The sequence below is a fragment of the uncultured Fretibacterium sp. genome, from assembly GCF_938030725.1.
Taxonomy (GTDB): Bacteria; Synergistota; Synergistia; order Synergistales; family Aminobacteriaceae; genus Fretibacterium.
The window spans coordinates 1-13243 of record NZ_CALHIQ010000159.1; the positions used below are offsets into that span (position 1 = coordinate 1).

11 protein-coding genes and 2 tRNA genes are annotated in these 13243 nt (G+C 61.5%); 12 read left to right on the forward strand and 1 reads right to left on the reverse strand.

The genetic code is table 11. From position 1 onward, the window contains the following. Positions 1-122 precede the first annotated feature (122 nt). Positions 123-602: a hypothetical protein gene (locus Q0629_RS08910; RefSeq protein ID WP_298781553.1), complete on the reverse strand. Its 480-nt coding sequence runs from the start codon at positions 600-602 to the stop codon at positions 123-125. Positions 603-902: 300 nt separating this feature from the next. Between Q0629_RS08910 and Q0629_RS08915 the strand changes: the two genes are divergently transcribed. The 12 genes from Q0629_RS08915 to Q0629_RS08970 form a co-directional block, all read left to right on the forward strand. Further along, positions 903-2162 (forward strand): ZinT/AdcA family metal-binding protein, encoded by a 1260-nt coding sequence (locus Q0629_RS08915; protein ID WP_298781555.1) that lies wholly within the window; start codon positions 903-905, stop codon positions 2160-2162. A gap of 367 nt (positions 2163-2529) precedes the next feature. After that, positions 2530-4734, forward strand: a complete 2205-nt coding sequence (locus Q0629_RS08920) for a methyl-accepting chemotaxis protein (protein WP_298781558.1) — start codon at positions 2530-2532, stop codon at positions 4732-4734. Between the two features lie 147 nt (positions 4735-4881). Continuing rightward, positions 4882-4955, forward strand: a tRNA-Gln gene (locus Q0629_RS08925). A gap of 121 nt (positions 4956-5076) precedes the next feature. Next, positions 5077-6594: a sodium:solute symporter family protein gene (locus tag Q0629_RS08930; protein ID WP_298781560.1), complete on the forward strand. Its 1518-nt coding sequence runs from the start codon at positions 5077-5079 to the stop codon at positions 6592-6594. 152 nt (positions 6595-6746) lie between these two features. After that, the gene (gene rpsB / locus Q0629_RS08935) at positions 6747-7544 is read left to right on the forward strand and encodes a 30S ribosomal protein S2 (protein ID WP_298781562.1); all 798 of its coding nucleotides are present in this window, start codon (positions 6747-6749) and stop codon (positions 7542-7544) included. A 3-nt stretch (positions 7545-7547) separates the two neighbouring features. After that, positions 7548-8144, forward strand: a complete 597-nt coding sequence (gene tsf / locus Q0629_RS08940) for a translation elongation factor Ts (RefSeq protein WP_298781565.1) — start codon at positions 7548-7550, stop codon at positions 8142-8144. A gap of 127 nt (positions 8145-8271) precedes the next feature. Continuing rightward, entirely contained in the window at positions 8272-8988 is a 717-nt protein-coding gene (pyrH, locus tag Q0629_RS08945; RefSeq protein ID WP_298781568.1) for a UMP kinase, read from the forward strand. Positions 8989-9044: 56 nt separating this feature from the next. Then, positions 9045-9602 carry a ribosome recycling factor gene (gene frr, locus Q0629_RS08950; protein ID WP_298781571.1) on the forward strand — a complete coding sequence of 186 codons (558 nt, stop codon included), beginning with the start codon at positions 9045-9047 and terminating at the stop codon, positions 9600-9602. Between the two features lie 128 nt (positions 9603-9730). Further along, positions 9731-10537, forward strand: a complete 807-nt coding sequence (locus tag Q0629_RS08955) for a protein-glutamate O-methyltransferase CheR (protein ID WP_298781573.1) — start codon at positions 9731-9733, stop codon at positions 10535-10537. 105 nt (positions 10538-10642) lie between these two features. Then, positions 10643-10716: transfer RNA gene (locus Q0629_RS08960), tRNA-Cys, on the forward strand. A 332-nt stretch (positions 10717-11048) separates the two neighbouring features. Further along, positions 11049-12362, forward strand: coding sequence for a PAS domain-containing protein (locus Q0629_RS08965; protein ID WP_298781576.1), 1314 nt, complete (start codon positions 11049-11051; stop codon positions 12360-12362). A 421-nt stretch (positions 12363-12783) separates the two neighbouring features. Further along, positions 12784-13243, forward strand: a 460-nt coding sequence (locus Q0629_RS08970; protein WP_298781579.1) for an FAD-dependent oxidoreductase, incomplete at its 3' end; no start/stop codon positions are given.

Genomic DNA, 13243 nt, shown 5'->3' on the forward strand with positions numbered 1-13243 from the left:
AGCCGCCTCATGAAGATCAAGGAGATCGTTTCGGCCTAGAGCCAACGGCCCACGCTACAAGAGGTCCCCCTCGCGCGAGGGGGGCCTCTTGTGATGTCGGGCCGCTAGGCGACATCATCGCCTCATCGCTCGAAGGACTTTCGTATCACCTGGGGCAGCGCCTCGTCCTTCAGGAGCTCCGCCCTCAGTTGCGCCGCGCGCTCCGCGTCGGCTCCCTCGCAGAGGCAGTACAGGCGACACCTCACCTGCGTGGCCCACCGCGACGAGGAATAGCGCTTCAAAAACTGCTCGAGCACGCTGCGGGCCTGCTCCTCCTTCGGCTCGGCGAACCCGTCCAGGCAGAGGTCCGCAAGCGCCCAATGGGCAGCCTCCGCCTCCTCCGTGTCCGGACAGCGCTCGATGATCTGGCGCAGGAGGGCCTCCTGCGCCTCGGGGTCCCCAGAGGACCCCAGGCGGGACAGCTCTGCCCGAAGCTCCCTTGCCGTCTGCTCGGCGGCTGCATCCCTCTCAGCCCCCAGGGCCAGCGTCGGCGGATTCACCAGCAAGAGCGCCCCCAGCAGGACGGCGCCTTCCCTCGCGGACTTTCCAAAGATACGAAACATGCACACCAACACCTCCGGCGCCATTGTACCCCGACAGGCCCCCGTTAGACAAATGCGGTGTGCTGAAAGACGTCAGGAGGCGAAACCTGTGAAGGACGCTGGCCCGCATATCCTTGGGCCACACGGCGTACCCTTTGGGTTGTTTCCCTCCACAGCCGTTCCGCTCCGCGCCATACACCCCTCCCCTGCCAGCGTTTCACCATGCTCTAAACGCAAAAATGGGGATAGCTAGTTGCGGCTATCTAAAATTAGAGTTATACTTTTTTCGTTGTATCATTTTAAATTTAAGGAGTGGTTAACGTGAGAAACAAATCATGGCGTTTCGGCACCCTGTTGTCCGTGTTCCTCATCGCTCTATTGGCGCTGGGCGGATGCGGCGGAGGCCCCCACAACATCCCAGGGGACACCCCGAACCCCAGCCCGAATCCTAACCCTAATCCCAATCCTCAGCCCCAGGTCGGAGTATTGAAGGATTGGGAAGGAGAGTGGAAGAGTTTCTACGGTTCCTTGGATGCGCCCGAGGTTGACGCCGTCTGCGAGAAAGCTGCGGCGTCCTTGCCCGCTTACACCAAGAAGGGTGTGAAGAGTGCCCTTGGTCGTTCTTACCAGACCGCTTTCGACAGCATGAAGGTGGAGGGAAGCGGGATCACCTTCATGGACTCCAAGGGAGCCTCCCTGGGAACCCTGACCTACGCGTCCCGCGGGGTCGAAAAACGGAAGTTCGGGACCTTCGACATCGAGTGGCATCAGTTCGAGGCGGCAAGCGGCGCGTCGGATAAGACGAAGGGGTACAAGTACCTGGTGATGCTCAAAGTGCACAGCGATACTCCTGAGGGAGTCAAGCACTGGCACATGCGCTACGGAAGTGAGAGCCTCAAGGCACTGATCGACGATGCCGCCAAGGCCATGTGGTGGCCGACGCTCTGCGCACCGGGAGATGTCGCCCGCCTCTTAAAGGATATGTCGACCCCCGAGGCCGTGAAAGAAATTGTCGATATGTTCAAGAGCGTCAACCCGCTCGACGGCTGGAAGGGCACTTGGGTGAACCCCATCAGCTTCCTGGACGACCCCCTGATGAAGCCCGTCTACGAGGCGGTGTCGAAGAAGGCCGCGGCGAAGGGGAAGACCTACACGCCGGAGGCCGTGAAGGGCTTCATGAAAGACACGATGCTGAAATCCGACTTCGCCGGCGGGGCGAAGGTGGAGGGGAACTCGTTCACCTTCATGGACGACAAAGGAGCCGTCAAGGCGACGGTGTCCTACGTCTTCGACGGCATCGAGGCCCGGAAGTTTGGGGAGTATCCCATCCTGTGGTTCGTCTTCCAGGCCGATGCCGCGGGGCCCTACAAGTACCTTACCCTGTTGCCGAAGGGCAAGGACAGCGAGGACGGGTTCATCCACTTCCACATGCGCTACGGGGACAAGAGCGTGGAGGCCCTGCTGGACGACCCGGCTTTGGCTCTGTGGTGGCCGACGCTCTGCGAGTCCACGACGACCGCTGCCAAGTTTGCCCACGACATGCTTGAAGGGGCGGACGAGGTGGTGGAGATGCTGCCCTAGCCCGGCTTATCCACGCAAAAGAACAAGGAAAGATCGAGAGGGAGGGGAGCTCCGGAGGGCTCTCTTCCCTCTTAATGTAATGCTTGGGGGCTGGAAATCGCGCCTCGTCAAAGGACATCGTTGTCCTATTTTGACTTTTTCTGCTATACTTTGGGCAACGAAGGCAACCCCCTGTGCCGAAAGGCGTTTCAGTACCTAAATCGTGGAAAACTCCAATGCAAAACAGGCGCCTATGCTCGCCGGACGGTTTCAAGGACGTTCATGGATTCAGAGTTTAAGGAAGGGGGAATTTTTCTCGATGGACGCGGACTTCTTTAACGCGATTCTGGACCGTCAGTAATTATTGATAATTTTGGAGGGATTGATCATGTCGGTTTTTTCCACTCGTTCCACCCGTGGAGCCCTGCGGCTCAGGACCAAGCTGCTCCTCGGCATCCTGTCCGTCGTCTTGATCGTCTTCTGCTCCGTCATCGCCTACGTGACGGTTTCCACGTCGAACAAGGCGTCCCGCGACGTCGAAGTCCTGACGTTAGCCTCCGTCGGCAAGGTTGCGCTCGACATCCAGAACCAGATCAAAGAAAACATTGACATCCTCCTGACGGTCGCCGGCGCGATCCCCCGCCTCGACAGCACGGCGCCCAACGCTCGGGAAACCGTGCTGACGCTCCTGGAGTCGGGCGCCCTTCAGAGGCCGGAGATCGTTTCCATGTGGGTGGCCTTCGAGCCGGACGCCTTCGACGGGCGCGACGAAAACTTCGCGGACAGCGAATGGTACGGCAAAAAGGGACAGTTCACGGCCAGCTTCGTCGAGCAGAACGGCCAGGCCGTCCGCACCCGCGACGTGACGTCAGAAACGATATACGCCTCCGGCAATGAGTACTACACGACCTCCCTCAAGACGGGCGAAACGGTCGTCGGGAACCCGGAGTTCTATACCTACCAAAACGGCTTCAAAACCCTGATCACCTCCATCTCCGTCCCCATCAAGATCAACGGCAGGACCGCCGGAGTGGTCGGAATCGACATGGATTATGCCCTGCTTCAGGCACGCATGAAGACCTTCCGCATCCTCAGCGACCAGACGGTCCTCCTCCTGATCGACGACGACGGCTTCGTCATCTACTCTACGGACCAGACGATGATCGGCAGGCAGCTGGGCGACATCATTCAGGGCCAGAAGACGGCCCCTCAGGTCCTGCAGTCCGTCCGGGAGGGCAGGCAGTTCATGGAGCACGACTACGCCGTGGCGACGAAGGGTCAGGCGCTGAAGGTCTACGTACCGGTGCCCCTCACTCCGGCAAAACAGACGCTGTGCATCAACGCACTGGTCCCCATGTCCGTGATGCTGGCGGAGTCGAGGGCCATGGCCCGCAATACGATCCTGGCCGCCATCGTGGGCCTTCTCCTCCTCTCCGGAGTGGTCTACTGGCTCAGCGGGCGCGTCGTCCGCCCCATCCTCGCGTTGACCGAGATCATTCACCGCGCCTCGAAGCTCGACTTCATGTACGACCGCTCGAAGGTCTGGCTCCTGGACTACAAGGACGAGATCGGTGAGATGACCCACAACTACGCTCTCCTGCAGAACAACCTGCGGCAGATCATCCGCGACCTGGGTAAAGAGGCGCAAACCTTTGCCAGCGGGGCGCAGAACCTCGCGGCCATCTCGGAGGAGTCCGTCGCCTCCATGGAGGAGGTCAAGGCCTCCGTGGACGAGGTTTCTCACCTTTCCGCCGAGAACGCAAAGGCTTTGATGAGCACCAACACAGCGGTTGACGAGGTCTCGCGCGCCGCGGCCGCAACGGCGCAGTCCTCCGAGGAGGGCGCCGGGATCGCCGCCCGCACCGCAGACCTGACGCAAACGGCCTTCGCCGAGGTGGATTCCGTCATCGCCAAGGTTCGACAGGCGGAGGACCGCTCCCGCGCCGGCGGGGAGTCGATCGGGAAGGTCAACGGGTCGGTGAACGCCATCGCAGGCTTCGTGACGACGATCACGGGCATCGCAGACCAGACGAACCTGCTTGCGCTGAACGCGGCGATCGAGGCGGCTCGCGCGGGCGAGGCCGGCCGTGGCTTCGCTGTGGTCGCCGAGGAGGTGCGCAAACTCGCCGAGGAATCGAGCAACGCGGCGCAGGAAGTGCAAAAGCTGATCTCCAATCTGGAGGACGACTCAAATCAGGCGAGTGCGGTCATCCGCGAACTGGGCGAGCTTCTGAACGAAACGGTCAAGAGCTCGGGCGAAGCACAGGACAGCCTGAAGCGCGGCCTTGACGAAGTGAACGCGCTGAGCGGACACATGCAGACGATAGCGGCCGCGGCGGAGGAGCAGGCGGCGTCAAGCAGCGAGATGGCGAATTCGGTGGGCCAGGTGTCGAGTGCGACGGCGGAGGTCGGCAAAACCCTGGAGGGCATCAGAAAGGCGACGGGTGAAACGGCCGCGGCAAGCGAGAACGTCGCCACGGAGGCCCAGAGGATGAGCGAGGGCGTGGCCCGCCTGGAAGCCCTGGTCGGACGCTTCCAGTACGAGCAGGAGGACGAGGAGAAGGGCAGCGCAGCCCTGCCCTCTGGCAGATAGGCAGTATGGTGCGGCGGTCCTGAAAAGGACCGCCGCGCTGCATTTCGAGCACCCGAAGCGCCGCGCATTCCTCGTACCCGTGGATTTGCGGCCATTTGACTATTGACTTTTTAGGTTCCCCTGATAAAATATTTTTCTGTTGGGTGTTGGGGAATGGTGCAACGGCAGCACGCCTGACTCTGGATCAGGTAATCGGGGTTCGAATCCCTGTTCCCCAGCCATTTTTATCTCAATTCGCCTGGCGTGGAAACGCGGCCTGCTTGGGGTGCAGTATGCCTCAGCAGGCTTTTTTTATGGTTTTACACCGGCTTCCCCGTCGGGCGAGGGACGGAGGTCATGGTCATGACTGAGGTGCGGTCGCTTCTGAACAATGGGTACGTCTTGTTCATCCTCGGCTACGCGGCGCTGCTGATCCTGGTCGGGGCGCTGGTGGGCCGGCGCGTCACCAGCGCGGAGGGGTTCTTCGTGGCGGAGCGCAGGCTGGGGCCTGCCCTCCTCTTCACGACGCTGACCGCGGCGAACCTCGGCGCGGGCTCCACGGTGGGCGTTTCGGCCCTGGCCTGGCGCCACGGCCTCTCCGCCTGGTGGTGGATCGGCAGCGCAGGGATCGGCTCGATGATCCTGGCCTTCTGGGTGGGGCCACGAATCTGGCGCCTGGCGGTCCGGCACAACCTCTACACCTTGAGCGACTGGCTGGACCTGCGCTACGGCAAGGCCTTTCGCGGACTTCTCTCCGCCATGATGGCGGTGGGGACCCTGGCGCTCTTCGCGGGGCAGCTGCTGGGCATCGCCTGGATCCTCCAGGTTGCGGCGGGCGTGCCAACGACGGTGGGGGTCGTCGCGGGGGCGGCGGTGACGACGCTCTACTTCGCGGCGGGTGGCTTGTTCTCGGCAGCCGTCGTCAACCTGGTGGAGGTGGCCGTCATCCTGGCGGGGTTCGTGGCAGCGCTGCCCTTCATCTGGTCCTTCGTGGGCGGCTGGGAGGGACTGACGGCGAAGGTGGCACAGAACCTGGCGGACGCGGAGCGGACGGACGCCTATTTCTCCATGGGCGGCATGGGGACTACGGCCATCGTCGGCTACCTCGTCATGCTGGTACCCTCCTTCTTCATCTCGCCCGGGCTCATCGGCAAGGTGTTCGGCGCCCGCGACGAGCGCACCATCCGCTGGGGCACGGCGCTGGGCGGGGTGGTCCAGCTGGCCTTTGCCGTCATTCCGGTGTTCATCGGCGTGGCCGCCTTCGCCTGCTTCCCGGCCCTGAGCCGGGCGGACCTGGCCCTGCCCACGGCCATCAAGGAGATGCTGCCCTTCTCCATCGCCACCCTCTCCCTCGCCGCCATCTTCGCCGCGGAGGTCAGCACGGCGGACGCGGTGCTCTACATGTTGGCCGGGTCCATCACGAACGACCTGTACAAGCGCTTCCTGCACCCCTCCCTGTCGGACCGGGGGCTGCTCTGGGGCTCGCGGCTGGTCAGCCTCGCCTCGGGCGTGGCGGGCGTGTTCCTCGCGCTGCGGCTGGAGAGCATCATATCGGCCCTCACGATCTTCTACTCACTGATGAGCGTCTCCCTGGCGGCCCCCCTCGTCCTCGGCCTCCTCACCTCCCGCGCCTCGACCGCGGGGGCCGTCCTCTCCGCGGTGTTGGGCGTCCTCCTCACGCTCTTCTGCACGTTTTACAGCGGCGCACCGACGGTGAACCTGGGCTTTGGCGTGCTGGACACGGCGACGCACCTGGTGGACGTCGGCTTTGCGCGGCTCAACGCCACCACGTGCGGCATCCTGCTCTCCTTCGTGGCGATGGGGGCGGCGACGCTCCTCATACCGGCCCGGCGGCCAGCTGGGGAGTGCGACCTCCACTGACGTTTTCGCCCCTTTGAGGCCCTTCTGTGTTATACTAATCATCGTGTCAAAAAACACACGCGCCCGCGCCGGGGAGCCAGAGGTGTCCCTTCGGGATCGAGAACCCGGACTGCAGAGCGGGGCGGAGGCTTAACCTTTGGGAGGTATGGGAATTGGCAGTTGTGAGCATGAAGCAGTTGCTGGAGTGCGGGGTCCACTTCGGGCACCAGACGCGCCGCTGGAACCCCAAGATGAAGCCCTACATCTTCACGGAGCGCAACGGGGTCTACATCATCGACCTGCAGAAGACCGTGAGAGGGCTGGATAAGGCCTACGACTTTATCCGCACCACCGTGTCGGAGGGCGGGCACGTCCTGTTCGTCGGCACGAAGCGCCAGGCGCAGGAAACGATTCGCGAGGAGGCGACGCGCTGCGGCCAGTACTTCATCAACCAGCGCTGGCTGGGCGGGCTTCTGACGAACTTCCCCACGATCCGCAGCCGCGTGCAGCGGATGATGGAGCTCCGGAAGTACGACGAGGACAACGAGTGGGAGAAGCTCAACAAGAAGCAGGTGGCGGCCCTTCGCAAGCAGCAGACGAAGCTCGAGAAGTACCTTGGCGGGATCGCCAAGATGAACGCCGTGCCGGACGCGATCTTCCTGATCGACCCGCGCCGCGAGGAGAACGCCATCGCCGAGGCCCGCAGGCTGGGCATTCCGGTGGTGTCCATCGTTGACACGAACTGCGACCCGGAGGTCATCGACTACCCCATCCCCGGCAACGACGACGCTATCCGCGCCATCAAGCTGGTGACGGGGCTCATGGCCAACGCCGTCATCGAGGGGCGTCAGGGCGAGGACGACGCCTCGGCGCCGGTCGGAGAAACGCCTGAGGAAAAGGCGGAGGACGCGATCGACACCCGCGAGCGCCTGCACGAAACCTACTCCGACAACAAGTACGAGGAGGCATAAACGATGGCTGAGATCAATGCTGCGATCGTCAAGGAGCTTCGGGAGCGCACCGGCTCCGGAATGATGGACTGCAAGAAGGCCCTGGCCGAGTCGGGCGGAGACATGGAGAAGGCCATCGACTACCTTCGCGAGAAAGGGCTGGCCAAGGCCGCCAAGAAGGCGGACCGTACGGCGAGCGACGGCCGCGTCTTTCAGTACATCCACACCAACTTCAAGGTGGGCACCCTGCTTGAGCTGAACAGCGAGACGGACTTCGTGGCCAAGACGGACGAGTTCAACCACCTTGGACATGAGATCTGTATGCAGATCGCCGCGGCAAACCCGCAGTACGTTCGCCCGGAGGACGTGCCCGAGGACGTGCTGCAGCGCGAGCGCGAGATCTACCGGCAGCAGCTCCTCGAGGAGGGCAAGCCGGCTCAGGCCATCGACAAGATCCTTGAGGGCAAGGTTCGCAAGTTCTACGAAACGAGCTGCCTGCTGGAGCAGGAGTACATCCGCGACTCCAGCAAGAAGATCAAGGACCTGGTCACGGAAATGATCGCCAAGCTTGGGGAGAACATCGTCGTCAAGCGTTTTGCCCGTTTTTCCATCGGCGAGTAGGCCCTTTGGGGATTGAAAAGACTCCGGCGTGGAATTCCTCCGCGCCGGAGTGTTTTGTATGCGAGCGGCGCGGATGCCTGTGCCGGTCCGGCTGCAGGGGCTCAAGGGAGAGGAGTGGGTGCGATATATGCCAAGGTACAAGCGGGTGCTTCTGAAGTTATCGGGCGAGGTCCTGGCGGGGGACGAACGCTTCGGCCTGGACTTTGACGCCGTGCGGCGGGTCGGGGCTGAAATGGTGGAGCTGCACGGCGCCGGTATCCAGCTTTCTCTTGTGGTGGGGGGCGGCAACATGCTGCGCGGCCGAGACGTTCAGAAGCTGGGCATCGAGCGCTCTCAGGCGGACTACATGGGGATGCTGGGCACGGTCATCAACGCGCTGGCGCTTCAGGACGTGCTGGAGAAGATGGGCGTGCCCACGCGGGTGCAGACGGCCATCGAGATGCGGGAGGTGGCCGAGCCCTACATCCGCCGCCGCGCCCTGCGTCACATGGAGAAGGGGCGCATCGTGATCTTCGCCGCGGGGACGGGGCACCCCTTCTTTTCGACGGACACGACGGCCGCGCTGCGGGCTGCGGAGATGGGCGTCGATTGCATGGTGAAGGGGACGAAGGTGGACGGCATCTATGAGGCCGACCCCAAGAGCCATCCGGAGGCGAGGTTTTTCCCTCACCTGTCCTACTCGGAGGCCCTGCAGCGCGACATCGAGGTGATGGACGCCTCCGCCTTCTCCCTCTGCCGCGAGAACCGCATCCCCATCCTGGTGCTGAACGTTCAAAGGAAGGGATGTCTGGTTTCGGCCCTTGTCAACGGCGAGCGAATTGGTACAATCGTGGAGGATGCCTGAGGGGCGCTGCCTTGTGCCCCGATCGTCAGGACGATACTTTTTAAGGAGGGAACGTTATGCCGAAGGACGAGCTCAAAGAACTCCAGGAGAGCATGGATAAAGCCATTGACTTTTTGCAGAACGAATACCTGTCAATCCGCACGGGGCGGGCCCACCCCGGCCTGGTGAGCGACATCAAGCTGGACTACTACGGAACGCCGACCCCGCTCAAGCAGATCGCCAACATCACCATTCCGGAGAGCCGGACGATCCAGATCGCCCCCTTCGACCGGACCAGCCTCAAGGCCATCGAGAAGGCCATCCTGGCGGCTAACATCGGGATGACGCCGCAGAACGACGGAGCCAGCATCCGCCTGACGCTGCCGGAGCTGACGCGCGAGCGCCGCGTGGAGCTGACGAAGCTCCTGGCGAAGAAGGCGGAGGACGCGCGGGTCGTCGTCCGCAACTACCGGCGGGACGCCATCGAGTCTCTGAAGAAACAGGAGAAGGCCTCGGAGATAACGGAGGACGACCTGAAGACGCTGACGAAGGCCGTGCAGGACAAGACGGACGCCTACGTCAAGAAGGTGGACGACATCTACAAAGTGAAGGAGAAAGAGGTCCTGGAGGACTAGCCTGTTTCGGGGCGGCGGAGCGCCCTCCGGACGCCGCCGGATATCGCGAGGCATCAGGGAACATCGTGGAATGGAGGGCCGATCATGGGACGGTTCCTCCCTATTGACCGGTTCGGGAGGTACCGACCATGGCAGAGGCAACGCAGTACGATTCGCCCGCATACTCAGCGTTCAAGCAGAAGATGCAGAAGATCATCGGCTTGGACCTGAACTCCTACAAGGAGCAGATTCACCGCCGCATCCACATGCAGATGGAACGGTGGGGCGTGAAGGGCAACTACGACGAGTACTTCAACATGATCAAGAACGACCCCAAGCGGCTGCGGGAGTTTCTGGACTACCTGACGATCAACGTGTCGGAGTTCTTTCGAAACGATTCCCAGTGGTGGAAGCTCAGGGACAAGATCATTCCGGAGCTGACGCAAAAGCGCGGCAACCGGCGCCTGAAGCTCTGGAGCGCGGGCTGCGCCACGGGGGAGGAGCCCTACTCCCTGGCGATTCTCTCCGCGGTCTGTGGGCTGGAGGCCTCCTCGCCGGTCCTGGCGATGGACATCGACCAGGGCGCTTTGGACATCGCCCAGAAGGGGCACTACGTCAAGGCTCAGTTGGTCAACGCGCCGAAGGAGTACCTGGCGAAGTACTTCACCACGAAGGACGGCGGCGAATCCTACGACGTCAATCAGGAGATCAAGCGGCGCGTCGCCTTCAAGCGCTTCAACATGATCGACGACTCCTTCGGGACGGGCTTCGACATCATCCTGTGCCGCAACGTCGTCATCTACTTCACGAACGAGACGAAGGCGGCCCTCTACCAGAAGTTCTTCAACGCCCTGGCCCCCGGAGGCTACTTCCTGGTGGGGTCTACGGAGCAGATCTTCGAGTACCGCAAGCTGGGCTTTGAGATGGCCGGCCCCTTCCTCTACACGAAGAAGTGACGGGCGGAAGGCGGATGCCCGATGCTTGACGAAGCGTGCGTTTGCCGTTAGAATAACTGAGGTGAAAGGGGCGCGTCCAGTGTGTTTTGACGCGCCGATTTTAAGGGCGGCATAGCCAAGTGGTAAGGCAGAGGACTGCAAATCCTTTACCCCCAGTTCGAATCTGGGTGCCGCCTCCAGTAGAACCGCCGGACATCTCCGGCATAATCCATAAAGCCTGCCGTGAGGCGGGCTTTTCCTTTTTCTTGCCTCCGATAGACCCCGGAAAATTCCGCCCACATCTACCTGTCCACCGTGTAAAATACCGTAGAGAGGACGTCAATCAGGATAAGGGACAAAGCCGCGTATTCACCCGGAGTCTACAAACTATTTTGCGCATAACTCTTAACATTACCACCTTTTTGCTTGTTTCAACTGAGTTTTCATCGTAAAATAGGAAGACATGAATGGAAACGTACGCGCATTGCCGAGCGAAGGGTGCTCCGAGTTCATTGATTATGGAGGATTCATCATGAACGCAAGCCAGGAGATGCAAGCGGTCATTGAAGCGCTGCCGGACCCGATCCTGATCCTCGCCCCCAACCGAGGACGGGTTCTTGCCTACAACAAAGCCTTCGTGGACAAGTGGGGTTTTGCAGAGGAAACCTTCATGGACAAACCCTTCCTGAAGATGCCCCAATTTTCCAAGGCGATCCAGCGCGGGCTGGTCGGGGTCTACACCAGGGCTAAACACAGAAGGGCCGAGATCGCCCCCTTTTCCTTTTGCTATCCAGACAAAAAGGGGTTCTTGAAGACGTTCTCCGCCTCCGCCTCGCCCATTGAAGAGGCGGGGGATCTCGCTGCACCCAGCGTGATGCTGCGCTTTCAGGAACTGCCCCAGACGGACGAGGCCACGATACGCGCCCAAGAGGACGCCGCCGCCTTCAACATCTTTACGGACATCACGGACGAGCCGTGGCTGGAGTTTCGCCCCCCGCTCCCGATCGTCGCCCCTGGAATCGAGGACGGCGATCGGCGCGACCAGCTCATCCACATTGGAACGCACCTTCGCCTCGCCCGCGCCAGCAAGGCGGCCATCCACTTCTATGGCCTCGTCGAGCGGGATACGGAATTCGAAGACGGCACCATCAAGCTGAAGGAAAAGGACTTTCCTTCCTTTTTCAGCCGCAGCGAGGACGCCTGGCGCATGTTGGACATCCTCACGACCATCGGGTTCATTCGGGCACGGTCCGCGATGCTGGACCGCAAGGGCAACGTCATCGAGGCGGAAGTTTCCTGCGCCGGACAGTTCAGCCAGGGGAACAGCATCACCGCCATTTACTGCATCTTCCACTTCTCTGAGGAGATGATCAACTGTCGCAACGCCTTCCGTGAGGGACAACAAATGCGCGACTTCGCCTTCAATCAGCCGTTCCTCGGCCTTGGGCAGCTTGTCCCCCAGCACCCGTTGAAGCGTCCCGAGGCGGAGAGCGCCGAGGCGAAACTGGAAAAGCTCGTCAACTCCATCCTCCTAGTGACGGCCAACGACGCCCTGCTGAAGCTCCACAACGCGCGGAAGAGCCAGTTTTTGATGCAGCCGATGTCCGTTCTCTTCCCAAACGCTCTCCACGCCGTAGCGGTCCTCCGCGAACTCTTCGTCACCCGGGAATCCTCCTTCGCTCTGTACGACGGCAACGGAACGCTGCAGCACATCACGATCTTCAAGGCGATCTTCAACGACGCCGACGAGTTGGTGCGTATCCTCATCTCGACCTCAGACCACTCCCAGGGCATCGAGGAGCACTACAACAACCAGCCCATCACGCTCCGGCCCAAGCCAGCATAAACGCGCTGAAAGTGCTGGCCTTCCCCTTTGGGAGAGGCCAGCAGCGGTCAATGCTCCCCTGCGGGACAGCCCCCTGCATAAGCAGGCCATCACCGAGGCAACCGGCAGCTTGGTAGGGTCCGTGGTCCCCAAACCGCGGGCAAGGTTTTTAACGTGCGTCGGAAACAGGTTTTATGCGTTTTCCGCCACACCTGACGGCTGAAAGATCAGAGTCGGCCTAACCAGTACGACGACGGGCTTGATCCCCCATAAAGCCGTCGCAACCTGTGATTGGGGTTACTTTACAGCCATAGGACATAACTGTACAATAAAAACTTGTGGGCCTCGGCAGGTTTTTTGTATTTTGGGGACCTTTTTGTGCTCATGGTGGCGCAAAACACAGAAGTCTTTTTTCTGAAAAACACACCCGGAGGAGGAGCAGATGATGAAGGTTGTTGTTTTAGGCTGCACGCACGCCGGTACGGCGGCGGTGTTGAACACCGTGACGCTGCACAAGGACGCGCAGGTCACGGTCTATGAGAGGAACGACAATATTTCCTTCCTGTCGTGCGGCATCGCGCTGCACGTTCAGGGGGTGGTGAAGGACCCCGCTGGTCTGTTCTACTGCTCGCCGGAGAAGCTTGCGGAGCTTGGCGTCACGACCCGCATGGAGCACGAGTTCACGGAGGTCGACCTGGCGGGGAAAAAATTGAAGGTCCGCGACCGGAGATCGGGCAGGGAGTTCGAGGATACCTACGACAAGCTGATCGTCACGACGGGTTCCTGGCCCGTCGAGCCACCCATCGAGAACGCGAAGCTGGAGAACGTGATGCTTTGCAAGAATTACACGCACGCCATGGAGATCGTGAAGCGGTGTGCGTCCGCGCGCAAGGTCGCGATCA

Excerpts from the sequence above, each read along its gene's own strand:
- Q0629_RS08910 (WP_298781553.1), bottom strand. The coding sequence starts at position 602 with ATGTTTCGTATCTTTGGAAAGTCCGCGAGGGAAGGCGCCGTCCTGCTG.
- Q0629_RS08920 (WP_298781558.1), top strand. The coding sequence starts at position 2,530 with ATGTCGGTTTTTTCCACTCGTTCCACCCGTGGAGCCCTGCGGCTCAGG.
- Q0629_RS08930 (WP_298781560.1), top strand. The coding sequence starts at position 5,077 with ATGACTGAGGTGCGGTCGCTTCTGAACAATGGGTACGTCTTGTTCATC.
- tsf (WP_298781565.1), top strand. The coding sequence starts at position 7,548 with ATGGCTGAGATCAATGCTGCGATCGTCAAGGAGCTTCGGGAGCGCACC.
- pyrH (WP_298781568.1), top strand. The coding sequence starts at position 8,272 with ATGCCAAGGTACAAGCGGGTGCTTCTGAAGTTATCGGGCGAGGTCCTG.
- frr (WP_298781571.1), top strand. The coding sequence starts at position 9,045 with ATGCCGAAGGACGAGCTCAAAGAACTCCAGGAGAGCATGGATAAAGCC.
- Q0629_RS08955 (WP_298781573.1), top strand. The coding sequence starts at position 9,731 with ATGGCAGAGGCAACGCAGTACGATTCGCCCGCATACTCAGCGTTCAAG.
- Q0629_RS08965 (WP_298781576.1), top strand. The coding sequence starts at position 11,049 with ATGAACGCAAGCCAGGAGATGCAAGCGGTCATTGAAGCGCTGCCGGAC.